The sequence below is a fragment of the Phenylobacterium sp. genome (genome assembly GCF_030693405.1).
GTDB lineage: Bacteria > Pseudomonadota > Alphaproteobacteria > Caulobacterales > Caulobacteraceae > Phenylobacterium.
Window position 1 is genome coordinate 33444 of sequence record NZ_JAUYAW010000024.1, and the last position, 26141, is coordinate 59584.

21 protein-coding genes are annotated in these 26141 nt (G+C 68.5%); 12 read left to right on the top strand and 9 right to left on the bottom strand.

Features of this window, described 5'->3' with window-relative positions; all coding sequences use genetic code 11:
- The first annotated feature begins 70 nt into the window (after positions 1-70).
- Positions 71-1348, top strand: a complete 1278-nt coding sequence (locus Q8N19_RS04760) for a sulfatase (RefSeq protein WP_305588484.1) — start codon at positions 71-73, stop codon at positions 1346-1348.
- 4 nt (positions 1349-1352) lie between these two features.
- Here Q8N19_RS04760 and lepA read toward each other — a convergent pair whose 3' ends face one another.
- Positions 1353-3158, bottom strand: coding sequence for a translation elongation factor 4 (gene lepA, locus Q8N19_RS04765; protein WP_305588485.1), 1806 nt, complete (start codon positions 3156-3158; stop codon positions 1353-1355).
- Positions 3159-3207: 49 nt separating this feature from the next.
- Positions 3208-3855: a glutathione S-transferase family protein gene (locus Q8N19_RS04770; RefSeq protein ID WP_305588486.1), complete on the bottom strand. Its 648-nt coding sequence runs from the start codon at positions 3853-3855 to the stop codon at positions 3208-3210.
- Between the two features lie 180 nt (positions 3856-4035).
- On the opposite strand from Q8N19_RS04770, the gene Q8N19_RS04775 reads away from it, so the two are divergent.
- The 5 genes from Q8N19_RS04775 (at position 4036) to Q8N19_RS04795 (ending at position 10618) form a co-directional block, all read left to right on the top strand.
- Positions 4036-5130, top strand: coding sequence for a sensor histidine kinase (locus Q8N19_RS04775; RefSeq protein WP_305588487.1), 1095 nt, complete (start codon positions 4036-4038; stop codon positions 5128-5130).
- A 72-nt stretch (positions 5131-5202) separates the two neighbouring features.
- Positions 5203-6486, top strand: coding sequence for a dicarboxylate/amino acid:cation symporter (locus Q8N19_RS04780; RefSeq protein ID WP_305588488.1), 1284 nt, complete (start codon positions 5203-5205; stop codon positions 6484-6486).
- Between the two features lie 39 nt (positions 6487-6525).
- On the top strand, positions 6526-7317 hold the full coding sequence (locus Q8N19_RS04785) for a DUF1295 domain-containing protein (protein WP_305588489.1): 792 nt from the start codon (positions 6526-6528) through the stop codon (positions 7315-7317).
- Between the two features lie 73 nt (positions 7318-7390).
- On the top strand, positions 7391-9763 hold the full coding sequence (locus Q8N19_RS04790) for a penicillin acylase family protein (protein ID WP_305588490.1): 2373 nt from the start codon (positions 7391-7393) through the stop codon (positions 9761-9763).
- A 51-nt stretch (positions 9764-9814) separates the two neighbouring features.
- Entirely contained in the window at positions 9815-10618 is an 804-nt protein-coding gene (locus Q8N19_RS04795) for a hypothetical protein (protein WP_305588491.1), read from the top strand.
- Positions 10619-10620: 2 nt separating this feature from the next.
- Here Q8N19_RS04795 and Q8N19_RS04800 read toward each other — a convergent pair whose 3' ends face one another.
- Positions 10621-11634, bottom strand: coding sequence for an isopenicillin N synthase family oxygenase (locus tag Q8N19_RS04800; protein WP_305588492.1), 1014 nt, complete (start codon positions 11632-11634; stop codon positions 10621-10623).
- 257 nt (positions 11635-11891) lie between these two features.
- Here Q8N19_RS04800 and Q8N19_RS04805 point away from each other — a divergent pair, with 257 nt between their 5' ends.
- Genes Q8N19_RS04805 through Q8N19_RS04815 form a run of 3 tightly spaced genes read left to right on the top strand, consistent with a single transcriptional unit; the run spans position 11892 to position 14632 of the window.
- On the top strand, positions 11892-12986 hold the full coding sequence (locus tag Q8N19_RS04805) for a putative urea ABC transporter substrate-binding protein (protein WP_305588493.1): 1095 nt from the start codon (positions 11892-11894) through the stop codon (positions 12984-12986).
- A gap of 51 nt (positions 12987-13037) precedes the next feature.
- A complete protein-coding gene (locus Q8N19_RS04810) occupies positions 13038-13862 on the top strand; it encodes an ABC transporter permease (RefSeq protein WP_305588494.1) in 825 nt (274 codons plus the stop codon).
- Positions 13859-14632 carry an ABC transporter ATP-binding protein gene (locus Q8N19_RS04815; RefSeq protein WP_305588495.1) on the top strand — a complete coding sequence of 258 codons (774 nt, stop codon included), beginning with the start codon at positions 13859-13861 and terminating at the stop codon, positions 14630-14632. Before Q8N19_RS04810 ends, Q8N19_RS04815 begins: the two co-directional genes overlap by 4 nt.
- An 8-nt stretch (positions 14633-14640) precedes the next feature.
- Here Q8N19_RS04815 and atzF read toward each other — a convergent pair whose 3' ends face one another.
- Genes atzF through Q8N19_RS04840 form a run of 5 tightly spaced genes read right to left on the bottom strand, consistent with a single transcriptional unit; the run spans position 14641 to position 22019 of the window.
- A complete protein-coding gene (atzF, locus tag Q8N19_RS04820) occupies positions 14641-16419 on the bottom strand; it encodes an allophanate hydrolase (RefSeq protein ID WP_305588496.1) in 1779 nt (592 codons plus the stop codon).
- A gap of 14 nt (positions 16420-16433) precedes the next feature.
- A complete protein-coding gene (uca, locus tag Q8N19_RS04825; RefSeq protein WP_305588497.1) occupies positions 16434-20048 on the bottom strand; it encodes an urea carboxylase in 3615 nt (1204 codons plus the stop codon).
- Between the two features lie 14 nt (positions 20049-20062).
- Positions 20063-20695: an urea amidolyase associated protein UAAP2 gene (locus tag Q8N19_RS04830; protein ID WP_305588498.1), complete on the bottom strand. Its 633-nt coding sequence runs from the start codon at positions 20693-20695 to the stop codon at positions 20063-20065.
- 14 nt (positions 20696-20709) lie between these two features.
- Positions 20710-21540, bottom strand: a complete 831-nt coding sequence (locus Q8N19_RS04835) for an urea amidolyase associated protein UAAP1 (protein ID WP_305588499.1) — start codon at positions 21538-21540, stop codon at positions 20710-20712.
- Entirely contained in the window at positions 21537-22019 is a 483-nt protein-coding gene (locus tag Q8N19_RS04840; RefSeq protein WP_305588500.1) for a CopG family ribbon-helix-helix protein, read from the bottom strand. Before Q8N19_RS04840 ends, Q8N19_RS04835 begins: the two co-directional genes overlap by 4 nt.
- Positions 22020-22301: 282 nt before the next feature.
- Between Q8N19_RS04840 and Q8N19_RS04845 the strand changes: the two genes are divergently transcribed.
- From Q8N19_RS04845 to Q8N19_RS04855, 3 genes are read left to right on the top strand one after another with little or no spacing between them, the layout of a single operon-like run.
- Positions 22302-23603, top strand: coding sequence for a dicarboxylate/amino acid:cation symporter (locus Q8N19_RS04845; protein ID WP_305588501.1), 1302 nt, complete (start codon positions 22302-22304; stop codon positions 23601-23603).
- 56 nt (positions 23604-23659) lie between these two features.
- Complete coding sequence (locus tag Q8N19_RS04850; RefSeq protein ID WP_305588502.1) at positions 23660-24913, top strand: potassium/proton antiporter; 1254 nt, start codon at positions 23660-23662, stop codon at positions 24911-24913.
- Positions 24910-25659: a Sir2 family NAD-dependent protein deacetylase gene (locus Q8N19_RS04855; protein ID WP_305588503.1), complete on the top strand. Its 750-nt coding sequence runs from the start codon at positions 24910-24912 to the stop codon at positions 25657-25659. Before Q8N19_RS04850 ends, Q8N19_RS04855 begins: the two co-directional genes overlap by 4 nt.
- A 9-nt stretch (positions 25660-25668) precedes the next feature.
- Here Q8N19_RS04855 and Q8N19_RS04860 read toward each other — a convergent pair.
- On the bottom strand, positions 25669-26141 hold a 473-nt coding region (locus tag Q8N19_RS04860), incomplete at its 5' end, for a glutathione binding-like protein (RefSeq protein ID WP_305588504.1).

Below are 26141 nucleotides of genomic sequence, written 5' to 3' on the forward strand. Positions count from 1 at the left end.
TGCCTCCGGCGGCCGTTTGCGGGCAACCTTCACCAGGTGGCGGCGCCAAGACCGCCCCGGGAGGTCTCATATGCCGCGCAAGCCCAACTTCATCGTCATCCTGGCCGACGACCTCGGCTATGGGGACATCGGCTGCGATGGCGGGACGTTGATCCGCACGCCGCAACTGGACCGGATGGCGGCGGAAGGGGCGCGGCTGACCGACTTCTACGCCTCGGCCAATGTCTGCACGCCATCCCGGGCAGGCCTGCTCACCGGCGGCTACGCCATCCGCCACGGCCTGGCGCGCGAGGTGATCCAGCCGGCCGACACCAATGGTCTGCCGCCGGAAGCGCCGACCATTCCGCGCCTGCTGAAGCCCAACTACGCCACCGCCCTGATCGGCAAGTGGCACCTGGGGCACGTCTCGCCCCACTGGCCGCCGCAGCGGTTCGGCTTCGACCGCTTCATGGGCCTGCCCTACAGCCACGATATGCGTCCCCTCACCCTCTATGACGGCCAGGGCGAGGCGCCGATGAGCGAGTCCAAGGCCGACTTCGCCAAGCTGACCGAGCACTTTTTCGACGAGACGACCGCCTTTGTCGAAGCCCACCGGGACGAGCCCTTCTTCATCCTGCTGGCCCTGACGGCCCCCCACGTACCCCTGCGCCCCAATCCCGACGACCCGATGGGGTCTCCGGCCGGCGACTATGGCGAGGTGGTGGAAGAGGTGGACGCCCAGGTGGGCCGCCTGCTGCGCAGGCTGGAGGCTATGGGGCTGGCGGAAGACACGCTGGTGGTCTTCACCTCCGACAATGGGCCGTGGTTCGAAGGCTCCGCCGGACCTTACCGCGACCGTAAGGGCGGCGCGGCCTGGGAGGGCGGCTACCGGGTGCCCTTCATCGCCTGGCGGCCGGGGACAATCCCTGCTGGGACCGTCTCCGACGCCCTGGCCAGCAACCTTGATCTGCTGCCGACGATCGCGGCCATGGCGGGCCTGGAGGCGCCGGCCGAGGGGATCGACGGGGCGGACCTCTCAGGCGTGCTGACGCGCGGCGAGCCCTCGCCCCACGACCAGGTGATCCTGTTCGACAATCTGCACGTGGCCGCCGTGCGCACGCCGCGATGGAAATATGTAGCCAGGTCCTACTACCGGACCATGGACATCCCGCTGGACCAGCACCGCTACCCGCTGCTTTTCGACCTCACCACCGATCCGGGCGAGACCTATTCCCTGGTGTCCCGCCATCCCGACGTGGCCGAGGACATGGCCCGCCGCGTCGCCGAGGCCCGCGCCAAGTACGCGCCCTTCGCAGAGGCCAAGCCGCCGGCGAAGGCGCCGGAGAGTGCGGAGACCTGGAAGGACTAGGGGCCTAATCCGCGTCCATCTTCAGGGCGGCGATGAAGGCTTCCTGCGGGATCTCCACCTTGCCGAACTGGCGCATGCGCTTCTTGCCGGCCTTCTGCTTGTCCAGCAGCTTGCGCTTGCGGCTGGCGTCGCCGCCGTAGCACTTGGCCGTCACGTCCTTGCGCAGGGCGCGGATGGTTTCGCGGGCGATGATCCGGCCGCCGATGGCCGCCTGGATCGGGATCTGGAACTGGTGGGGCGGGATCAGGTCCTTCATCCGCTCCACCATGGCCCGGCCGCGCATCTCGGCGCGGTTGCGGTGGACCAGCATGGACAGCGCGTCCACCGGCTCGGCGTTGACCAGGATCGACATCTTCACCAGGTCGCCCACCCGGTACTCCTCGATGGCGTAGTCGAAGGAGGCGTAGCCCTTGGAGATGGATTTCAGCCGGTCATAGAAGTCGAACACCACCTCGTTCAGGGGCAGGTCGTAGACCACGAGCGCCCGGGACCCCACATAGGACAGCTCCCGCTGTTCCCCGCGGCGGTCCTGGCAGAGCTTGATGATCGAGCCCAGATGCTCATCCGGGGTAAGAATGGTGGCCTTGATCCAGGGCTCGGCGATGGTGTCGATGCGCACCGGATCGGGCAGGTCGGCGGGGTTATGGAGCTCCATCTCCTCGCCATTGGTCAGCTGCACCCGATAGACCACGCTGGGCGCGGTGGCGATCAGATCGAGATCGAACTCGCGAGACAGCCGCTCCTGGATGATCTCCAGATGCAGCAGTCCCAGGAACCCGCAGCGGAAGCCGAAGCCCAGGGCCGCGCTGGTCTCCATCTCATAAGAGAAGCTGGCGTCGTTCAGGCGCAGGCGGCCGATGGCCGCGCGCAGGTCCTCGAAGTCGTTGGCGTCCACCGGGAAGAGGCCGCAGAACACCACCGGCTGGGCCTCGCGGAAGCCGGTCAGGGCCTGGGCCGTGGGGCGCTTTTCGTCGGTGATGGTGTCGCCGACGGCGGCGTCGGCCACTTCCTTGATCTGGGCGGTGATGAAGCCGATCTCGCCGGGGCCAAGCTCCTCGGTCTCGGTCTGTTTGGGCAAAAAGACGCCCAGCCGGTCCACCTGATAGGTGGAGCCGTTCTGCATCATCTTCACCCGCTGGCCGGCCTTCAGCGTGCCGTCGATGACCCGCACCAGGACGATGACGCCCAGATAGGCGTCGTACCAGGCGTCGACCAGCAGGGCCTTCAGCGGCGCCTCGCGGTCGCCCTTGGGGGCCGGCAGGCGCGTGACGATGGCCTCGAGCAGATCACCGATGCCGACGCCGGTCTTGGCCGAGCAGAGGATGGCGTCGCTGGCGTCGATGCCGATGACGTCCTCGATCTGCTCGCGCACCCGCTCGGGCTCGGCGGCCGGCAGGTCGATCTTGTTTAGGACCGGCACGATCTCGTGATTGTTGTCGATGGCCTGATAGACATTGGCCAGAGTCTGGGCCTCGACGCCCTGGCTTGAGTCCACCACCAGGATGGAGCCCTCGCAGGCGGCCAGCGAGCGGCTGACCTCATAGGCGAAGTCCACGTGGCCGGGCGTGTCCATCAGGTTCAGGACATAGGTCTCCCCGTCCTTGGCCTTGTAGTTCAGACGCACCGTCTGGGCCTTGATGGTGATGCCCCGTTCGCGCTCGATCTCCATGGAGTCGAGCACCTGCTCCTTCATCTCACGCTGGGTGAGGCCGCCGGTCTCCTGGATGAGCCGGTCGGACAGGGTGGATTTGCCGTGGTCGATGTGAGCCACGATGGAGAAGTTGCGGATGCGCGAGAGCGGGGTCGACATGGCCCCGCCTCTAGCACACCTGTGAAATTCCGCGAGGGGTCGAAGGGCCTCAGTCGCCCATGCCCAGCGTCTGGGGCCTGGCGCTGACCTTGGCCACCACCTGGTCTTGATAGGCCGGCCGCGCGCAAAGGCGCTGATGCCAGGCGTGCAGCGCGGGCAAATCCGGCCGCTCCAGCGCCTCAGGGATGCGGAACCAGCGATGGACGATGACGCCCAGGGCGAGGTCAGCGACGGTGAACTGGTCGCCCATGACGAAGGCCTTGTCTTTCAGCCGGGCGTCGAGCACGGCGAAGGTCTCCGCCGCTGCGGCGATGGTCCTGGCCATTTCGGCCGGGTCAGGCTCCGCACGCCGATATGCGGTGCGCACCGGACCGATCACCCGGCCGGGCGCCGCCGACCAGTCCATCCAGGCCTGCGCCTGCCAGCGGGCCGCCTCGTCCGCCGGCCAGAGCCCCGCCTCGGGACAGGTGGTGGCCAGCCAGCGGATGATGGTGTTGGACTCCCACAGGCTGAAGCCGTCGTCGCGGGTAATGGCCGGGATGCGGCCGTGCGGGCTGAGCGCACGATAGGCCGGGTCATCCCCGCCCCCGAACCGCCCGCCCCAGTCCCGCCGCTGGTGGGCGACGCCGGCCTCGCCCAGCGCCCACATGACCCGCGCCGTGGCCGATGACTCCGGCCGTCCCCACACCGTCAGCATGCCGCGCTCTCCCAACCGCAGAGCGAGCATAGGACCTGCCCTGCGACGCCTTGTTGTCGGCCCAGGTCCGGGATGCGCCAACAAGGCGACGGCCTGTCGCCTCGACCGCCAAGGGAAGGGACTGGACGGAACCCGCAAAGCCCGTGACCTTCGCCCTCGCGCCAGGGAGAGGCTTGCAAAATGAACGGCTTGTGGGACTCGATCGCCTACTTCTTCGACTCCAACGCCCTGAACCCCCACGGCATCTGTCTGATGTGGCGGCCGGAGCTGATCTGGACTCACGCCATCTCCGATATCCTGATCGGGATCGCCTATTTCTCGATCCCCTTGGCGCTGGGGGTCTTCCTCTGGCACCGGCGGGACGTGAAGTTCAGCTGGGCGATCTGGATGTTCGTCGGCTTCATCATGCTGTGCGGCGTGACCCATTTCATGATGGTCTGGACCCTGTGGAACCCCGACTACGGGATCGAGGCCCTGATCAAGGCCAGCACCGCGGCGGTCTCGGTGGTCACCGCCTTCGCCCTTTGGCCCCTGCTGCCCCGGGTCATCGCCCTGCCCTCGCCCATGGAGCTTGAGCGCCGTATCGCCGAGCGGGACGCGGCGCTGGCCGAACTGCGGGCGGCCATGGACACTATGGTGGAGATGCGCGAGCACGAGGCCCGCCAGAAGCTGCTGCTGGACGAGCTGAACCACCGGGTGAAGAATACGCTCGCCTCGGTCCAGTCCATCGCTGTCCAGACCCTCAGCCGCGAGGCCGAGCCTGAAGTCGCCAAGGCGACCTTCGTCGAGCGGCTGATGGCCCTGTCCTCGACCCACAACCTGCTGGTCAAGCGCAGCTGGGAAGGTGCGTCCTTCGCAGACCTGGCCGAGGCGAGCCTTCGCCACTACGGCCAGCCCTTCACGCTGGAGGGGCCTGATCTGGTCATGGCGCCGAACACCGCCGTCAGCCTGGGGATGGCCCTGCATGAGCTGGCCACCAACGCCGTGAAGTATGGCGCCTGGTCTCAGGGGGGCGAGGTGCGCATCATCACCCGCCTTGGGCCGGCCGCGGACGAGACGACGATTATCTGGCAGGAGTTCGGTGGGCCGGCCATCGAAACCCCCGGGCGGCGGGGTTTCGGCTCCCGCCTGCTTGAGCAGGGTGTGGCTGGCGAGCTGGGCGGTCGGGTCGAGCTCGACTTCGGGCCAGACGGCCTGACCTGCACGATCAGGACGCCGATCAGCCGCGCCCTGCACCCTGACGACTGGACCTTCCCCACCGCCGCCCTGGCCTGAGGCGAGCCTGAGGGTTTCGATGGCGCACGGCCGCATCGCCGTGACATGTTCAGCATCCAGCCGGAGATTCAGATGTTCAGATCGCTCAGCCTCTACGTGCTCGCCGCCCTGGTCGGCGGGCTTGTCCTGGGCGCGGTCATCCATGCGGCGGAGTCGCCGGTCCTGACCACGGGCGCTGAGACCTTCGAGGCGGTGGGCGCCCTGTGGCTGAACGCCCTGCGCATGACCATCGTGCCGCTGGTCTTCTCCCTGCTGGTCACCGGCGTCGCCTCCGCCGCCGACGCGGCCGCCACCGGCCGTCTGGCGGCCCGGGCCTTCATGATCTTCGCCGCGGTCCTGTTGGTCGCCGCCCTCTATGGGGCGGGCGCCATGAACGGCTTCCTGGCGCTCTGGCCTATCGATCCGGCGGGCGCCGCGGCCCTGACCAGCGCGGCCCAGGCCGGCGAGGTGGTCGCCACCCCTACCGGCTTCCGCGAGTGGCTGCCGACCCTGGCCCCGGCCAATCCGGTCCGCGCAGCCGCCGAGGACGCCATTCTGCAGATCGTCGTGTTCGGCCTGGTCTTCGGCTTCGCCGCCACTCGCCTGCGCCACGACCTGCGCACCCCGCTGATCGCTTTCTTCAGGGCCATCTCGGAGACCATGATCATCATCGTGCGCTGGGTTCTGGTGGCCGCGCCCCTGGGCGTCTTCGCGCTCGCCCTCGGCATCGGGCTACGCACAGGCCTGGATGCGGCCGGCGTCCTCACCCAATACGTTCTCATGGTCTCAGCCGTGGCCATCGGCGCGCTGATCATCCCCTATGCCCTGGTGGCCGTTCTGCGTGGCCAGGACTTCGGACGCTTCGTCCGGGCCTGCGCGCCGGTGCAGGTCCTGGCCTTCAGCACCCAGAGCTCGCTCGCCTGCCTGCCGGCCATGGTGGAGCGCACCCGCGATGAGCTGGGCGGCTCGACCCGCGTGACCGGCGTCGTCCTGCCGCTCGCCGTGGCGGTGTTCCGCATGACTAGTCCGGTGGCCAACCTGGCCGTGGCCTTCTTCATCGTCCGCCTCTACGGCCTGGAGCCCGGGGGCGGCCAGATCGCCGCGGCCATCGCCGTGTCCCTGGCGGTCAGCATCGGGACCGTCGGCCTGCCCGGCCAGATCTCCTTCTTCACCAGCATGGCGCCCATCTGCCTGGCGCTCGGCGCGCCCCTGGAGATCCTGGCCATCCTGCTGGCGGTGGAGGTGATCCCCGACATCTTCCGCACCGTAGGCAATGTCACCGCCGACATGGCCGTGGCCGCCGTGGTGTCCGAGCCCGTCGACGCCGCAGAGGCCGACGACGCACGCATCCCTTCGCAGACTTCAGGCGTAGTCTAGGGCGAGAGGCGTCGCCGACGCCGGACGACGGAGACGCCTGTGCCCCTCTGGCAACTGCTCGCCCTCAACGCCCTGATCCTGGTCGCCGCCTATCTGGTGCTGTGGGTCATCGCCATCCGCCTGCGCGACGTCAGCTTCATCGACGCCTGGTGGCCCACCGGCATGGCGCTCCTGGCCTGGACCAGCATGGCCCTGTCGGGAGGGTCAGGCCTTCATGGCTGGATCCTCGCCCTGCTGGTCACCGCCTGGGCCCTGCGGCTGGGCCCGCACCTCCTGCGCCGCTGGCGGGCCCATGGCGCCGATCGCCGCTATGAGGAGATGCTGGCCGACGGCCAGGCCCGCGGCTGGAGCTTTGGCCTTTCGGCCCTGGTCTTCGTCTTCGCCCCGCAGATGCCCCTGCAACTGCTGGTCGCCCTGCCCGTCCAGATGGGGCAGGTGGAGACGCCGCTGGGCCTCGGCCCGCTGGCCGTTATCGGGGCTGCGCTGGCCCTGTTTGGACTGGTCTTCGAGGCCATCGGCGACGCCCAGCTCGACCGGTTCAAGTCCGACCCGGCCAACAAGGGCAAGGTGTTGGACACCGGCCTGTGGCGCTACACGCGCCATCCCAACTACTTCGGCGACGCCTGCCTCTGGTGGGGGCTCTATCTGGTGGCCGCCGAGACGGGCCTGGGCGTCTGGTCGTTCCTGGGTCCCATCCTCATCACCCTGCTGCTGACCAAGGGCAGCGGCGCGCCGACGGTGGAAAAAGGGATGGAGAACCGGCGGCCTGAATACGCCGCCTATATCCGCCGCACATCCGGCTTCATCCCCTGGCCGCCACGCAAGGATTGAGCCGCCCCGCATTGCCACGGCCTCCCCCAGCCGCTTAGCTGACTGGCAAAAGCACGATAGGGGAGCAGCGGCCATGGGACAGGATCTGGGACGACAGGCGCGACGTAGCCTCATGGGTCTGGCCCTGGCCAGCCTGGCCATGCAGGCCGCCGCCGAGCCCGCCCGCAGCACCCATCAGGTGGCGGGGCTAGAGGCGCCGGCCGAGATTCTCGTGGACCGCTGGGGCATCGCCCACATCTATGCGGCCAGCGTCCGCGACGCGTTTTTCCTGCAGGGCTATAACGTCGCCCGCGACCGGCTCTGGCAGATCGACCTGTGGCGCAAACGTGGCCTGGGCCTGCTGGCTGAGGATTTCGGGCCGGACTTCGCCGCCCAGGACCGCGCCTCGCGCCTGTTCCTCTATCGCGGCGACATGGACGCCGAATGGGCCGCCTATGGGCCTCCGGCCAAGGGCTATGCCGAGGCCTTCACCGCCGGCATCAACGCCTTTGTCGGCGAGATCCAGAGCGGCGCCCGCCCCCTGCCCGAAGAGTTCAAGATCACCGGGACCACCCCAGATCTCTGGGCGCCGGAAGATGTGGTGCGCATCCGCAGCCATGGCCTGACCCGCAATGCGGCGGCCGAGGTCGAGCGGGCCCGCATCACCTGCGCCGCGGGTCTTGAGGCCAACGCCCTCAATCGCCGGCTGGAGCCGGACCATAGGCTGAGCGTGCCCGAAGGCCTCGATCCCTGCACGATTCCGGCCGAGGTGCTGACCGACTACCGGCTGGCGACCCAAGGGGTGACCTTCAAGGCCGGCCAGGTGGTGGCGCTGGCCGAGGACATCCCCGCCGACGCCATAGGTTCCAACAACTGGACCGTGGCGCCCGCGCGAACCGCGACAGGTCGGCCGATCCTGGCCAATGACCCGCATCGGGCGCACGGCGTGCCCTCCCTGCGCTACATCGTACACATGGAGGCGCCGGGCTTCTCGGCCATCGGCGCCGGCGAGCCGGCCCTGCCGGGCATCTCCATCGGCCACAACGGGACCATCGCTTTCGGGCTGACCATCTTCCCGGCCGACCAGGAAGACCTCTATGTCTATGAGACCGACCCCGCCGATCCCAACCGCTACCGCTATGGCGAGGGCTGGGCGACCATGGAGGTGGTCACCGAAACCGTTGAGGTCGCAGGCCAGGCCCCGCGCACGGCGGAGCTGAAGTTCACCCGGCACGGTCCCGTGGTCTTCGAGGACCCGGAGGCCCACCGCGCCTATGCGGTGCGCAGCGTCTGGAGCGACCCTGGGACCTCGGCCTATTTCGGCTCGGCCGACTACATGACCGCGCAGAACTGGAACGAATTCTCCACCGCCATGGGACGGTTCGGGACCCCCAGCGAAAATCAGGTCTATGCCGACACGGACGGCAATATCGGCTGGATCGCAGCGGGCCGCGTGCCGGTGCGCCAGGGCTGGGACGGCCTGATGCCCGTGCCCGGCGACGGCCGCTATGAGTGGCATGGCTTCATGGACGCCGCCGACCTGCCCAGCCGCTACAACCCCGAGCAGGGTTGGCTCGCCACCGCCAACCAGTTCAATCTGCCCGGCGACTACCCGACTGACCGCGTTGTCGGTTTCGAGTGGTCGAACGCCGCCAGAATGACCCGCATCAGTCAGGTTCTCGAGGCTGACGCCTCTGTGAGCCTGGCGGACGCCATGGCCCTGCAGACCGACCCGACCAACGTCACCGCCGCCGATCTTGTGCCGCTGCTGCGCGACATCGTCGCGCCGGAGCCCCGCCTGGCGAAGGCCATCGCCTTGTTGCAGAGCTGGGACGGCCGCACTGAGGCCGATAGCGCAGCGGCGGCCCTCTATGAGGTCTGGCTGTTCAAGCATCTGGGTCAGGCCACGGTGCAGGCCGCCGCGCCGGCGGCGGCTCGCGCCCTGATCGGCGGGGGCGACCAGCCCGCCGTCAGCGCCTATCTGAACGCCGCCAGTCCCGCCGCACGGGGGCCCATCCTGGCCTCAAGCCTGACGGCGGCCATTGAAGAGGTCACCGGTAAACTGGGTCCCGATCTTTCGGCCTGGACCTGGGGCGACCTGCACCAGGCCCGCTTCGAGCACGCGCTCGCGCCACTGCTGCCCGCGGACGCCGCCGAGCGCCTGGCGGTCGGCCCCGCCCCCATGGCCGGGACCATGCTGAGTCCGCTGGCGGCCAGCTGGCGGGGCAGCGACTATCGGGTGGTGTCAGGCGCCTCATTCCGAATGGTGCTGGACGTGGGCGCCTGGGACAACAGCGTGGCGATCAATACGCCTGGCCAGTCCGGCGACCCGGCCAGCCTCCACTATCGCGACCTCTTCCCCCTGTGGGTGAAGGGCGAATATGTGCCGCTGCTCTACAGCCGCCCGGCCATCGAGGCGGCGGCGTCGACGGTGCTGACGCTCACGCCGAAAGCAGGCCCCCGATGAGCTGGTCCGGCAGGTCGATGGACGACGCCTGCCCCTTGGAGGACTGACACCGTGAGCGCCAAGGTTCCTGTGGAGCTCACCGGCGTCTGGCGCCGGGAGGAGATCACCGCGCCCGGCGGCCACCGAGACGACACCACGCGCGTCTTCTGGGTCCAGGCCGACAGCTGGTACGGCGATATCAGGCTGAGGATCGACATCCCACGCCGGGACGGGGCCACGGGCTTCGATGACTATGCCGACGCTGAGCTGGTCGAGCTGGCCGAGGCCCAGGGCTTCGCCGGCCAGCTAACCGTGACGCCCAAACTGTGCGCCTGGCGACGGGACATCGACTATCAGCCGCCAGGCCCAGTTCCCGACGAAGGGACCTGGAAGATCGAGGGCGACATCCTCATCGAAGGCGGCGTCCACATCGAATACGAAGAGATCTGGCGGCTCGAGCCGGGCAGTCGGGGCCTTCGCGCCGCCTTCGCCCAGGACGAAAGTCAGGGGCTACTGGTGCTGGCCGGCGACCACTTCCTGAGGATCGAGGGCCGCAGAACCCCGCTGCCTCCGGGGGAGTCTCTGCCGGCCCTCGTGAAGGCGGCCCTCGCCACGGGCGACCGGGAGCGCGCCTGCGCCCTGCTGGACATGCCCATCAGCTACGGTCGCATCGGGGATGGTTGGCGGATTGTGCTGTCCACATTGCCCTGGCGCGAGGGGCGCCCGCTCTGGTCCTCGGCACCTCGGTATTCACCGGAGAGGGGGGAGGTTATCGACGACCGCGGCGCGGTCTGGCGACCGCTTGAGGTCCATGATCCGGAGCGGCGCCTGGGGCACCTCTTCACCCTGGCCTCAGGCCCGGATGAGGCTGGCTAGCTTCAGGACGGGACGGAGTCCAGGCGTCCGAAACGCGGCTGGTCCTCCGGCAGCAACAGCTCGCCGCGGGCCCGCCTTGCCTTCAGATAGCCGAAGGTCCGCGCCGTCTGGGCGAACAGGTGCTCGCCCGAGATCAGCCGGTCATAGCGCGCCGGGCGCTCGGCGCTGACCAGACGGGGATCGGGCTCGACCACGGTCTGGTAGTCGCAGGTGGCGAAGAAGGGAAAGCTGTAGCGCTCCTGCGCCACCTTGCGGACACGGTGCGTGGTGGCGGTGAAGGTCCCATTGGTCCAGGCCTCCAGCATGTCGCCGATATTGATGACATAGGCGCCGGGCACGGGCGGCGCGTCGATCCACTGCCCCGCGCCATTCAGCACCTCCAGCCCCGGCGCGGTGCCCCGCAGGATGGTGAAGAACTCATAGTCGGTGTGGGCGCCGATCCCCTCCCGATCCTGGACCGTGGGATCGAAGGGATAGTGAATCATCCGCAACTGGCTCGGTGGCTGGCGACGGTGCGGCTCGAAGTGATCCTCCGGCAGATCGAGCGCCAGGGCGAAGCCGCGGAAGAGCCGCTGCGCCAGTTCGGACACCGCCGAATAGTAGGCGCTGGCGGCCTCCCGGAAACCGGCCTGGTCTGGCCAGAGATTGGGGCCCAGCATCGGCGAGCCGGCGCCCGCGCCAGGCAGGTCGAGGTTGAGGTCAAAGGCCTCCTTGCGGTCGATGGTCCCGCCGGGGAAAACCTCCTCGCCCTCGGGCACATAGCCGCTGTGATTGACCGACCGGCCGATATAGCTGGCCATCTTGCGGTCGATCGGCTGGGCGAAGAAGGCCTCGGCGGCGGCCAGCACGTCCTCGAACAACACCTCATCCAGACCATGGCCCGACACATAGAGAAAGCCGACGTCACGGGCCGCGGCCCCCATCTCGGCGGCCACGGCGCGCCGGGTGGCGAGGTCGGGAGACCCTAGTCCGCTGATGTCGACCAAAGGGATGCTGTCGAAGTTCGACCCGTGCATGTCTGGCCTCCGAGCCGGCGCCCATGATTACGAATTCTGCATTCCGTAATAACGCGGAGGCTGCAAGCCAGGCCGTGGCGGAGGGACTCCGATGCGCAGGAATTGGGCGCGGAGGGCGCATGGCGCCTGGATTCCGGGCGACCGGCCGCCCCGGCTTTCCCCGCCAGGCGAGCCCGTTGGAATATTACGTTTTGTTCTGATTGTAATACTCAGGGGCGCGCCAAGGCGGCGCGGCCAAGGATGGAAGGGGTATCCGAATGAAGTGGGTCAACGGATTACGCGCCTTGGCGATCGCCGCCGCAGGCAGCCTGGCGCTGGCGGCATGCGGTCAGAACGCCGAGGAGACGGCCAAGGGCGCCGACGCAGTCAAAGAGTACACCATCGGCTGGACCATCTATGCCGGCTGGATGCCCTGGCCCTATGCCGAGCAGGCCGGCATCGTGAAGAAATGGTCGGACAAGTACGGCGTCAACATCAAGCTCGTTCAGGTGAACGACTATGTGGAATCCCTGAACCAGTTCACGGCCGGCACCCTGGACGGGGTGACCTCCACCAATATGGACGCCCTGACCATTCCCGCCGCCGCCGGCAAGGACACCACCGTGGTGATCGTCGGCGACTATTCCAACGGCAATGACGGCATCATCCTGAAGAATGGATCGACCCTGGCCGACATCAAGGGCCGCTCGGTGAACCTCGTCGAGAACTCGGTCTCGCACTATCTGCTGGCCCGCGGGCTGGAGAGCGCGGGTCTGGCCATGACCGACGTCTCGGTGGTCAACACCTCCGACGCCGACATGGTCGCCGCCTTCACCGCCCCTCAGACCACGGCCGTGGTGCCCTGGAACCCGCAGCTCGCCGAGATCAAGAAGCAGCCGGGCGCGGTGGAAGTGTTCAACTCCACCCAGATCCCCGGCGAAATCCTCGACATGATGATCGTCTCCACCGAGGTCCTGGCGGCCAACCCGAACCTGGGCAAGGCTCTGGCCGGCATCTGGTACGAAACCATGGCTCTGATGAGCGCCGACACCCCTGAGGGTCAGGCCGCCCGCGAAGCCATGGCCCAGATCTCCGGCACGGACCTGGCCGGCTATGAAGGCCAGCTCGCGACCACCTTCATGTACTACACCCCCCAGGACGCCCTGGCGGCGATGCTGAGCGAGGACATGGTCGCAGCCAATGACAAGGTCCGTCAGTTCAGCTTCCAGGCCGGACTGTTTGGCCAGGGCGCCCGGTCGGTGGACGACATCGGCATCAGCTTCCCCGGCGACAAGATCCTGGGCAACGCCGAAAACGTCATGCTGCGCTTTGATCCGACCTATACCCAGATGGCGGTCGACGGCGCCCTCTAGCGCCCCGCCCGCCCCCGTAGCCTGAGTACCCCTGATCGAGGTGACCACCCCATGCGCCGACTGCTGAACGCCAGGCCGCGTGGCGGCGGTCGCCTCCTTCTGGGCCTCTTGCCCATCGCTGTCCTGGTCCTGCTCTATCTGGTGGCCTCCCAGGCCCGCCACGCGGAAAACCCCCGCGACAAGATCCTCCCGACCCCGGCGGCCATGGCCCAGTCCATGCAGATCATGGCCCTGCAGGAGGATCCCCGCACCGGCGAAATCCCCTTGGTCGCCGACACCAAGGCCAGCCTCACCCGCCTCGGGATCGCCGTCGCCGCCGCCGCCGCCACCACCCTGGTTCTGGGTCTGTCGATCGGACTTTTGCCCTATGCGAGGGCAGGACTTGGGCCCCTGGTGGCGACGATCTCGGTGATCCCGCCCATCGCCGTCCTGCCCATATTGTTCATCGTCTTCGGCCTGGGCGAGACCGCCAAGATCGTACTGATCTTCGTCGGCATCACGCCCTTCATGGTCCGGGACCTCGCCTCCCACGTGGCGGCCATCCCCGAGGAGCAGATCGTCAAGGCCCAGACGCTGGGCGCCTCCACCTGGCTGGTGGCCCTGCAGGTCGCCCTGCCCCAGGCCATGCCGCGGCTGATCGACAGCGTGCGCTTCTCGCTGGGTCCGGCCTGGGTGTTTCTCATCTCCGCCGAAGCCATCGCCTCGGATGTGGGCCTCGGCTACCGGATCTTCCTCGTTCGTCGATACCTGGCCATGGACATCATCCTGCCCTACGTCGCCTGGATCTCGCTGCTGGCGGTGATCATCGACCTACTGCTGCTGACCTGGAGCCGTACCGCCTTCCGCTGGGCCCATGCGCCGGGAGGCCGCCGATGACCCCGGTCCTGTCGTTCCGCAATGTCTGGGTCGAGTACGGCGACCATGTGGTCCTGGAGAAGGTCAGCCTGGATGTGGCGCCCGGCGCCTTCGTCTCCATCGTCGGACCCTCCGGCGCCGGCAAGAGCACCTTCCTGAGGCTGGCGCTCGGTCAAGAAGCCCCCAGCCGCGGCGAGATCCTGCTGGACGGGGCGCCCATTCCCCCTGAGCCCGGCCCCGACCGCGGCGTGGTCTTCCAGCGCTATTCCGTCTTTCCGCACATGACCGTGCTGCAGAACGTGATGTTCGGCGCCCGCTGCGACCAGGCGCCATTCACCGGCCTGCTCACCGGCGCCGCACGACGTCAGGCCAAGGCCGAGGCCGTGGCCATCCTGGAGCAGGTGGGCCTTTCGGCCTCCCTCAAGGCCTTCCCCAGGGCGCTTTCTGGCGGCATGCAGCAGCGCCTGGCCATCGCCCAGGCCCTGATCACCAGGCCCCGCATCCTATTGCTGGATGAGCCCTTCGGCGCGCTGGATCCTGGCGTGCGCCTGGACATGCACGAGTTGATCACCGGGCTTTGGCGCGAGCATGGTCTGACCATCCTGATGGTCACCCACGATATCAAGGAGGCCTTCAAGCTGGGCACCCGGGTCATCGCGGTGGACAAGCGCCGCCATGATCCCCACGCGCCGCACCGCTATGGCTCCACGGCGGTCTATGACTTCCCGCTGGACGACAAGCAAAAGACCGCGATCCCCAGGGAGATCGCGGCCATGGCGGGCGAGGCCTGAGCCCTGAGTTAGGCCAGGCTGGCGATATAGGCGCGCCAGCCGCCCAGATGGGTGATGTCCGTCGCGCCTGCCAGCGCCCGGGGCTCGGCGACAAAACCCTTCACCGTGGTCCCGTCCTCCAGGCTCACCGTGCCGATGGCCAGCGGCGCCGGCACTTCGGCAGTGAACCCGCCGAAGCCCGCCACATCCAGCTCATAGACCTCCACCTCGATGGCGGCGCCGTCGGCCTCGCCCACGTGAATCAGGGCTGGTTTCGGCGGCGTCGTCTCGGCCATCGCATAAAGCCTATAGGCCGGCGCGGTGCGGGTGCGGGCCACCAGACGGGCGTCGCGGGAGGTCAGCTGCCAGTGCAGGGGCATGCCGGCCAGATGGGCGCCGACGACGCTCAGTCTGACGGTCTGGGGCTTGCCCGTGGTGTCGAGCTCAGGGGCGGCGGGCATGGGACGGATCTCCTCATAGCGACGGGCGAGGTCGAGCAGGGCGGCGTCGGCCCAGGCTGGACCGATCAGGGTGACGCCAAAGCCCGTGCCATTGTCCCGGTAACCGGCGGGCACGGCGATGGCGCTCATGTCGAGCAGGTTCACGAAGTTGGTGTAGAGACCAAGATTGGCGTTCAGCGCGAAGGGCTCTGCGAGCACTTCGCTGATCCGGTAGATGGTCGGCGCCGTGGGCAGTAGCAGGACGTCTATGGTCTCCCAGAGCGCCTGGGCCGCCCGGGCGTGGTCCTGAAGCGCATAGAGGCCCCTGAAGGTCTCCAGCCCCGAGACGCCAAAGCCGGTCTGGACGATGGCCCGCACCACCGGGTGGACCGCGGCAGGCTTCGTCCGCAGCAGATCCTCGATGGCGGCGGTCCGCTCGGCGACCCAGGGGCCGGCATAGAGGAGCTGGGCTGCCTCCAGCAGGGGCGCGATGTCCACCTCCACCAGGGTCGCGCCGGTGGCCGCCAGGCGGGCGACGGCCTGGTCGTAAAAGTGCTCGGACGCCGCATCGCCCAGATAGTTGAGCTGGTCCAGACGGGGCACGCCCATGCGGTAGGCCGGACCCAGGGCCGGTGCGGCGGGGCCGGGCTGGCGGGAATAGGGATCGGCGGGGTCGAAGCCTGCGGCCACGGAGTCCACCAGGGCTGCATCGGCGGCGGTGGCGGTGAAGACGGTGATGCAGTCGAGCGACCGGCAGGCCGGGACCAAGCCCGTGGTGCTCCAGCGTCCCTTGGTGGGCTTGAGACCCACCAGGCCGTTGAAGGCGGCTGGCACGCGGCCAGACCCTGCGGTGTCGGTGCCCAGCGCAAAGGCCACCAGCCCCGCCCCCACCGCCACGGCGCTGCCCGAGCTGGAGCCGCCGCTCACATAGTCGCGATTGAACACGCAACCCGGGATTCCATAAGGCGTGCGGCTGCCCACCAGGCCGGTGGCGAACTGGTCGAGATTGGTCTTGCCCATCATAACCGCCCCGGCCGCCTGCAGGCGGGCGACCACCGTCGCGGTCTCGTCCGGGCTGTAGGCATAGGCGGGGCAAGCTGCGGTGGTGGGCAGGCCGGCGACGTCGATATTGTCCTTTACGGCAAAGGGGACGCCGGCCAGGGGCAGGTCCTCACCGGCGGCGAGCCGGGCGTCCACCGCCCGGGCGGCAGCAAGGACGTCCTCGGTCTTTGGACGTTCGATCCAGGCCTGGGATTGGACCGCATCATGGGCGGCGATCCGCGCCAGGCTGTCGCGGGCGACCTGCTCGGCGGTCTGGGCGCCCGACCGGACCTCGGCGGCGATGGCGGCGACGGACAGGCGGTCCATAGGCGGGCTCCGGCTCAGGCGGGTTCGATCGCGATCATCGGCGCGCCGGGCGCGATGGCCTGGCGTTCCTGGGCGTAGACCTGGCGGACGACGCCGGCGGTGGGGCTGGCCACATCGCACTCGGTCTTCATGGCCTCGATGATGGCGATGACCGCGCCCTTCTCGACCCGGTCGCCAGGCTGGACCAGCATCTTCCAGACGCTGCCGCCGAGCGGCGCCTCCACCAGCTCAGCGCCCTCGGGGACGACGATCGACTCAGTCTCGGCCACATCGTCGGCGGCGCTGGCCAGGGCCTCGACCCGGGCGAACTCGCCGCGGCGCTCCCACTCGGCGCGCTCGGCGTCGAAGGCTGCCTCCCGGGTGGTCTGAAAGGCCTCGATGCTGCCGGCGTTGTCGGCCAGGAAGCGGCGATAGTCCGACAGGCGGAAGGTCTCGTGGTCGATCTGGATTTCCCGCCGGCCCAGGGGGAAGTCGCGCCGCCACTCGGTCAGCTCGTCGTGGCTGACGGGGAAGAAGCGGATCTGGTCGAAGAACCGCAGCAGCCAGGGCTTGCCCTCGGTGAAGGCGTTCGTCTGGCGATAGGTGTTCCAGACCTGGATGGTGCGGCCAAACAGCTGGTAGCCGCCCGGCCCCTCCATCCCATAGATGCACATATAGGCCCCGCCGATACCCACCACATTGGGCGGGGTCCAGGTGCGGGCGGGGTTGTACTTGGTGGTCACCAGCCGGTGGCGCGGGTCGATGGGGGTGGCCACCGGCGCGCCCAGATAGACGTCGCCCAGCCCCATCACCAGATAGCGCGCGTCGAAGACGATGCGATGGACATCGTCCTCGCTGGCCAGGCCGTTGATCCGCCGGATGAACTCGATGTTGTCCGGGCACCAGGGGGCGTCATCCCTGACCGAGGCCATATACTTGTCGATGGTCTCGTAGATGGCCGGGTCCTTCCACGAGAGCGGCAGGTGGACCACCCGGGACGGGATTTCGAAGTCGTCGAGGCCGCCTAGCCGGTCCTCGGCGTCGGTCAGCGCGCGCAAGAGCTCGGCCTGCGATAGCACCCGGCTGTCATAGTGGACCTGCAGCGAGCGGATGCCCGGCGTGATGTCGATGACCCCGGGTAGGGCCATGTTCTGCAGCTCGAGCATCAGAGCGTGGATGCGCAGGCGAAGCTCCAGGTCGAGCACGATGGGGCCGTACTCCACCAGCAGGTGGCGGTCCCCCTGGCGGCGATAGACGGCGCGGGGTCGATGGCCGGCGGCCTCAATAACGCCCAGGATCGGGCTGTCGCTGGAGAGTACGGCGGGCGCGGGCGGCTGCGGCGTGGCCGGCGGCGGGACGCCGGCGATCAGGGCGTCCTGGGCCTTTTCCGCGGCCACCGCCTCATCGTCACTGACCACCTGGAAGCTCACCGTATCGCCCGGCGCCAGCTGGCCGGCCTTCCAAAGATCGGCCTGGATAATCACGAAGGGGCAGACAAAGCCCCCCAGGGAGGGACCGTCCGGCCCCAGGATGATCGGCATGTCGCCGGTGAAGTCCACCGCGCCGATGGCGTAGGCGTTGTCGTGGATGTTGGAGGGATGCAGGCCCGCCTCCCCCCCGTCGCGCCGCGCCCATTGCGGCTTGGGCCCGATCAGCCGCACGCCGGTGCGGTTGGAGTTGTAGTGGACCTTCCACGGGGCGCTGGCGATCATCGCCACGTCGGCCTCGGTGAAAAAGTCTGGCGCGCCATGGGGACCGGCCAGCACGCGCACGGTCCAGGCCTTGGAGAGTGACGGCTTCTGATCCTGCGCGAGCGCCGGGCGCGGCGGCCCGACCAGACCATCGCCGACCCGCAGCACGTCGCCGGCGGCCAGGGTGCGGCCGGCATGACCGCCGAAGCCGCCGAGGGTGAAGCTCGCCCGGCTGCCCAGATAGGCCGGCACGTCAATCCCGCCGCGCACCAGCAGATAGGCTCGAAGCCCCGCCCCCTTCACCCGTCCGAGCTTCAGGGTCTGGCCGGGCGCGATCTGGAACGGGACATAGGGCTCGATCGGCGCGCCATCGAGGCTCGCCTCCAGGGCCGCACCGGCAAGGCAGACTGAGGCCGTACGATTGAACAGAAGGGTGGGGCCAAGGGCGGTGATCTCCAGCCCCGCGGCGGTCTCCATATTGCCCAGCAGCCGATTGCCCAGCCGGAAGGCGAGCGCGTCCATCGGCCCGGACGGCGGCACACCCACATCCCAATAGCCCTGACGGCCGGGATAGTCCTGGACGGTGGTCGCCGGCCCACCGCTCAGTACACGGATAGTCTGAGGCTGGAAGTCGATGTCGGCGAGCGCCCGGGTCGAAACCTGGCCCGAGACGAAGGCCTCGCTGCGGGCCACCTGGCGCAGCCATTCCAGATTGGTCTCCAGCCCCGCCAAGCGCGTGTCGTCGAGGGCCTGCTGCAGGGCCGCCACCGCCTGCTCGCGATCCGGCGCGGTGACGATCAGCTTGGCTAAGAGCGGGTCGTAGAAGGCGCTGACCTCGGTCCCGTCCACCACCCAGGAGTCCGCGCGGACGTCGTCGGGGAAACGCACCTGAGTCAGCACGCCGGAGCTGGGCCGATAGTCCTGGCCCGGGTCCTCGGCATAGAGCCTGGCCTGAATCGAGGTGCCGCGGAGGGCGGCTTCGAAACCCTCGAGGAAGCCGTAGTCCCCCGCCGCGCCGCGGATCATCCAGGCCACCAGGTCGACGCCGGTGACCTGCTCGGTGACCCCATGTTCGACCTGCAGCCGGGTGTTCACCTCCAGGAAGAAGAAGTCGTCCCGCTCGGCGTCATAGAGGAATTCCACCGTACCGGCCGAGCGGTAGCGGGCCGCAGACGTCAGGCGCACGGCGGCCTCGATCAGCGCGGTCCGGGTGGCGGCCGGCAGATGCGGGGCCGGCGTCTCCTCAATGACCTTCTGGTTGCGTCGCTGGAGGGAGCAGTCCCTTTCGCCGAGCGCGACCACATGGCCCTCGCCATCGCCGAAGACCTGGACCTCGATATGTCGGGCCTGACGCACATAGCGCTCCAGGAAGACCCCGCCGTCGGAGAAGTTGCTGCCGGCCAGGCGGGTGACCGCGGCGAAGGCCTCGGCCACGGCGGCCGCGTCCTCGCAGACCCGCATCCCGATGCCGCCGCCGCCGGCGGTCGCCTTCAGGATCACTGGGAAGCCGATCCCCCCGGCTGCAGCCAGCGCCGCGTCGGCGTCGGTGAGCAGGTCGGTCCCCGGCGCGAGCGGCACACCCTGGGCCTGGGCCAGGTCTCTCGCCGTGTGCTTAAGGCCAAAGGCGCGGATATTGTCCGGCGTCGGACCGATAAAGGCGATCCCGGCGGCCTCGCAGGCCTCGGCGAAGGCCACGTTCTCGCTCAGAAAGCCATAGCCCGGATGGATGGCCTGGGCGCCTGTGGCACGGGCGGCGGCCAGGATGGCCTCGACGTCCAGATAGGACTGGGCGGCTGGCGCCGGCCCGATCCGCACCGCCTCGTCGGCCTGGCTGACATGGAGGGACCCCGCGTCTGCGTCGGAGAACACCGCCACAGAGGCCACGCCCATATCCTTGAGCGTGCGCAGGATGCGGCAGGCGATGGCGCCGCGATTGGCGACGAGAACCTTGGTGAACACTGGAACGACCCTGCTCAGGCGGCGATGATCATGCGCACCGGCGTCGGATTGAAGCCGTTGCAGGGGTTGTTGATCTGCGGGCAGTTGGAGACCACCGCCACTAGATCCATCTCAGCGCGGATGTCCACAAAGAGACCCGGGGCCGAAATGCCGTCCACGATGCCGAGCGCGCCGTCGGCCTCAACGGGTACATTCATGAACCAGTTGATGTTGGAGACCATGTCGCGCTTGCCCCGCCCGTGGCGGGCGTTGGCCTGCAGAAAGTTCTCGACGCAGGCGTGCTGGCCCTTGGTGTGATGGCCATAGCGCAGGGTGTTGCTCTCACAGGAACAGGCTCCGCCGATAGTGTCGTGATAGGCCACCGAGGTGCCCAGCACCGTGGCCATCGGGTTTCCTTCGTTGGACAAGAGCACCGAGCCCGTCCGCAGGAAGATGTTGCCCTGGGCGGCGATGGTGTCCTGGGCGCTGTAGCGCTCGGCGTCGTCGGCGAGCGCGTACATCAGGAAGTCCACCGCCTGGTTTCCCTCCAGGTCGATGATTCGCAGGACCTCGCCCTTGCGCACCACATGGTCCCAGGGGGCCAGGGCCGGCACGATCTCGTCATGCAGCACAGGACCAGGCAGTCCGGCCAGAGCAGTGTCGGTCATGGCGGAGGCCCCTCTTAGCGACGGAAATAGTCTTCGACGTTCAGGAAGGCCCGCAGGCCCTCCGGCGTCGCATTGCGGATGGGATCGTCCTGCGCTGTCACCGGCCCGCGCCAGGCGCTGACCCGCAGCGGGGTGACGCTGTAGCCAGGGCGGGGGTCGCGAACATGCGGGCAGTTGGCCAACACCACGATGACGTCCATCTCCGCTCTCAAGGTCAGGCTGCGACCGGGCGGATAGGGACCGACGTGGGTCTCCACTCCGCCATCGGCGTCGATCTTCACGCCCTTGAACCAGTTGATGCAGGGGTGAATGTCCTTCCGCCCCAGGCCGAACTTGGCGAGCGCCAGCGAGAAGCGGTCCCGCGCATTGGGGTGCGGTCCCCAGTTGTCGCCGGTCCCGTACTGCCGGGCGTTGGACGCCGCATTGGACGCCCCGCAGAAGGCGTCGTGGGTTTCGGCCCCGTCCTCCAGCAGGCTCATCATGACCCGGCCCATGTCCGAGAGCAGCAGGCGGCCCTGGCCGAGATAGGCGTTCCACTGCACCTTGACCGTATCGGCCACATTGAGCCGCTCCACGGGGTTTTCGGCGTTGAACACCAGCATGGAGGCGCAGGCGTCGCCGGCGAGGTCGACCAGGCGCAGCCGCGCGCCGCGGTTCAGGCGTTTGGCGGCGTAACCGCCAGCCCCGATCGTCTCTTCCCAGAGCATGTCGTCGGCCGCTACGCTGGCCGGCCGGTCGCGCGCCTCGCTCGGCGGCAGGGTCGGCATGGCCTCGACGCGGGTCGATCCTTGGGCGCGGGCGTGGGCCTGGGCGCTCTTGGGGTCAGCGGTGGAGGAGGCGCTCATGCTGCGCCTCCGATCTCGGCGGTCTTGCTCCCGCGGCCATGGGCGTGCAGCGGCGGCAACAGGGCGCGGGTCGTCACCAGGCGGATCTGATGCACGCCGCGGATCCGGCGCAGCTCGTCGCAGAGCAGATGCAGGCGCTCCGAAGGTCCCTGGACCAGCAGCACTTCCAGGGACTGATCGTCCTCCAGGAAGACGTGTTGCGAGGAGATGACCTCCTTCAGGAACAAGCCTTGCGCCTGGGCGAGCGCCTGGCGCACCCGGCCGCTCTCGGCCCGGTAGATCAGGGTGATGGTGCCGGCCAGGATCGCGCCGTCGCGGCCCTCGCTGTGCTCGGCCAGTTCGTGCCGGATCAGCTCGGCGATCATCTGCGACCGGCTGGGCAGGTCGCGCTCGGCCACCATGGCGTCGAGCTGGGCCAGGAGTTCGGCCGGAAGGCTGACGCTGAGGCGCGCGAGCTGGGAAATCGGTTCCACGGTCATGGGGCGATCTTGGCTCCGGTATTACGTTCGTCAATTTTCGTAATACCGAATGGGTCTCCGGTCCAGGCCCCGCTCGCCGCTTGGGCGCCCGAGGACAACGGGCGCCTAGCAGACAGGCGCCGGTCGGCCGCCGCCGTCCCGCCGCACGCCGAGGCGCTGGGCGGTCTTGTCCGCCGCCCCTCGGAGGATCAACGGGGCGAGAGTCGTTGGCGCGGGGCCATAACCTCCCTAACCTGCGCTGAACCGCCGCCGTAATGCGGCCCCTAGTATCAAGAGAGTCGCATGACCGATTCGCCGCCGCCGAGCCCCGATGACGAGGCGCCCGTCAAACGCACCCTGCTTCAGCGCTGGTGGTTCGACGTCGTCCTCTGGAAGCGCATCTTGCTTGCCCTGGTCCTCGGCGTCATCGCCGGCCTTCTGCTGGGCGAGCAGGCCAATGCCATCAAGTGGGTCGGCGACCTGTTCGTGCGGCTGATCCGGATGATCGTCGTGCCCCTGGTCTTCGTCTCCATCGTCGCAGGTGTGGCGGGCATGGGCGACCCGAGACGCCTGGGCTCCATCGGCGCCAAGACCATCTTCCTCTACCTGCTGACCACCGCCATCGCCGTGGGCGTCGGCATGACCATGGGCCTGCTGTTCGGGCCAGGCCAGGGGGTCAGCTTCACCGACGTCACTCCGGAAATGGTCGGCACGGCGCCGCCGGTCAGCGAGCAGCTGCTCGGCATCGTCCCGCTCAACCCCATCCAGGCCCTGGCCAACGGGGACATCCTGGCGGTGATCTTCTTCTCCTTCCTGGTGGGCGCCGCGATCCTGGCGCTGGGGGAGAAGGCCGATCCGATCCGCAAGCTGTTCGATGCGGGCGTCGATGTGGTCCTCTACATCACCCGTCTGGTGATGGAGGTGGCGCCCTTCGGCGTCTTCGCCCTGATGGCCTGGGTCATGGGGACCGCCGGCCTCGGCGTGTTCTACAATATCTTCCTGCTGGCCGCGGCGCTGCTTGTCGGCTGCCTCCTGCACATCTTCATCGTGCATGGGGGGATGATCCGGCTGATGGCGGGCCTGCCCATGTGGCCCTTCTTCCGCGACATTCCCGATGCAGTGATGGTGGCCTTCTCCACCTCGTCCAGCGCCGCTACCCTGCCGGTCTCCATGCGGGTGGCCGAGAAGAACCTCGGCGTCAGCCATACGGTGGCTTCCACCGCCCTGCCGCTGGGCACCACGGTCTCCATGGACGGCACGGCCCTCTATATCGGCCTGCTGGCCATGTTCACCGCGCAGGCCTTCGGCATCGAGCTGACCCTGACCCAGTATCTGCTGGCCGGTCTCACCACGATCCTGGTGTCGGTGGGCACCGCGCCCATCCCGTCGGCGTCGCTGTTCATGCTGGCCGCCGTGCTGACCACCATGGGTGTTTCGCCGGAACAGACCGCTCTGGTGGTGGGCTTTGTCCTGCCCTTCGACCGCCTGCTCGACATGACGCGGACGGTGGCCAACAACACCTCCGACCTGGCGGTGGCGGTGACGGTCGCCAAATGGGAAGGGGAGCTCGACGAGGCCTCCTATCGCGCCAAGCCGGTCGAGTGAGGATAAAGCGCGGCCAGGGGTTGCGGCTGAGGGCCTCATGCCCGACCTAAACGCCCATGCCCGCTGTCACGCCTGAACTCTTCCTGCTCGTCACGGGCGTTCTTCTGCTGACGACGGTGTTGGCGGGCACCCTGTCCAGCCGCTTCGGGGTGCCGGCCCTGATCGGCTTCCTGGCGCTCGGCATGCTGGCCGGATCCGATGGTCCCGGCGGCATCGGCTTCGCCGACTATCAGGTCGCCCAGACCATCGGCGTGGCCTGCCTGATCTTCATTCTGTTCTCCGGGGGGCTCGACACCCCCTGGAAGGCGGTGCGTCCGGTCCTGTCGCCGGCCCTGATCCTCGCCACGGTGGGGGTGGTCATCAGCGCGGGCATTGTCAGCCTGACAGCCATCCTGCTTCTGGACTTCAGCCTGCTGCAGGGCTTCCTGCTGGGCAGCGTGGTGGCCTCCACCGACGCCGCCGCGGTCTTCGCCGTCCTGCGCAATCAGGAGACCCGGATTCGCGAGGATGTCCTGGCCCTCATCGAGCTGGAGAGTGGCTCCAACGACCCCATGGCCATCTTCCTGGTGGGTGTGGCCCTGGCCATGATCGCGGTCCCCTCGACGCCCCTGCTGAGCTTCGTCCCGGACTTCCTGATGCAGATGGTCCTGGGCGCCGCCATCGGCCTGGCCGTGGGCTACGCCTTCACCGTGGTGCTGACCCGCGCCAAGCTGCGCCAGGGGGGCCTGTTCCTGGTGGTCTCGGTGGCCGCGGCCCTGCTGGCCTTCGGCCTGGCCGGCGTCCTGACAGGCAGCGGATTCCTCGCCGCCTATGTGGCCGGGGTGCTCGCCGGCAATCGGGACTATCCCGGCCGCCGGGCCGTGTCACAGTTCCAGGATGGCCTGGCCTGGCTGGCCCAGGTCGTCATGTTCCTGACGCTGGGCCTGGTGGTCTTTCCGCACCAGCTGCCGGCCGTCGCTTTCGAGGGCCTCGCCATCACCGCGGTCCTGATGCTGATCGCCAGACCCGCCAGCGTCTTCATCAGCCTGGCGCCCTTCCGCCAGTTCGACTGGCGCGCCAAGCTGTTCGTTTCCTGGGCCGGTCTTCGCGGGGCGGTGCCCATCGTGCTGGCCACATTCGGCATCGTCGCCGGGGTCGAAGACGCACAGGCCATGTTCAACATCGTCTTCTTCGTCGTCCTGGCCTCCAGCGTCATCCAGGGGCCGACCATCGGTCTGTTGGCCAAGCGGCTCGGCCTGGACCGCAAGGCTGCGCCCAAGCCGCAACCTGGGCCCACCCCCGCAGCTCAGGCAGAGGAGACCCACGCATGAGCCATCGCAAGGATCTGGCCCGCCTGATCGAAGGCGCGCGCAACATGGTGGTCTTCACCGGGGCCGGCATCTCCACGGAATCCGGCATCCCGGATTTCCGCAGCCCCGGCGGGGTCTGGAGCCAGATGAAGCCCATCTACTTCCAGGACTTCGTCGCCAGCGAGGAGAAGCGCCGGGAATCCTGGACCCGCGCCTTCGCCGGACGGGCCGGCTGGACAGGACGCGAACCCAATGCCGGCCACCATGCGGTCGCCCGGCTGGTCGAGCAGGGCAAGGTCAGCGCGGTCATCACCCAGAATGTGGACAATCTGCACCAGACGTCTGGTGTGCCGGACGACAAGGTCATCGAACTGCATGGCAACGCCAGCTACGCGACGTGTCTCGCCTGCGGCCTGCGCCACGAACTGCCCCAGCTGAAGCATGAGTTTGACGCCACAGGCGACATCCCCACCTGCTACGAGTGCGGCGAGCTTGTGAAAACCGCCACCATCTCCTTCGGCCAGGCCATGCCCGAATTGCCGATGAAGCGGGCCACGGCCGCAACCCTGTCCTGCGACCTCTTCCTGGTGCTGGGCTCGTCGCTGGTGGTCTATCCGGCGGCGGAGTTTCCCCTGCTGGCCAAACGCCGGGGAGCGGCCCTGGCCATCCTCAACCGCGAACCCACCGACCAGGACGAGGCCGCCGACCTCGTCGTCCATGACGAGATCGGCCCGACGCTCAGCGAGATCATCCTCGGCGACAGCTGAGCCGGCGGCTCAGGCCGCAGCACTCGGTCGCGCCTTCACCCGTTCGAACCAGGCCGGCAGATGCTTAGCTTCTGCGGGCATGGGCTGGCCGACCTGGGCGCCGAAAGCCAGGAAGCAGAACAGCAGGATGTCGGCCAGGGTGAAGCGGTCGCCGCACACATAGGTCTGGCCTTCCATCAGGCCATCGAGCCAGAGGATCTTGTCTCGCGCGATGGCCTTCAGATCCTCGGCCGCCTCAGCGCGCACCAGCCGGAAGCGGGACTCAAACAGCGGCCGGCCCTCGGCGGCCCGGAAGCCGCTCGCCAGGGGCTCGACGATGTTCAGGTCGATACGCCGGGTCCACATGCGGGTTTCGGCCCGTTCCTCAGCCGTGGTCCCGATCAGGGCGGGCTGTGGGGCGATCTCCTCCAGATACTCGCAGATGGCGGTGATCTCGCAGATCACCGTGCCGTCCTCCAGCTCCAGGGCCGGCATCTGGCCGG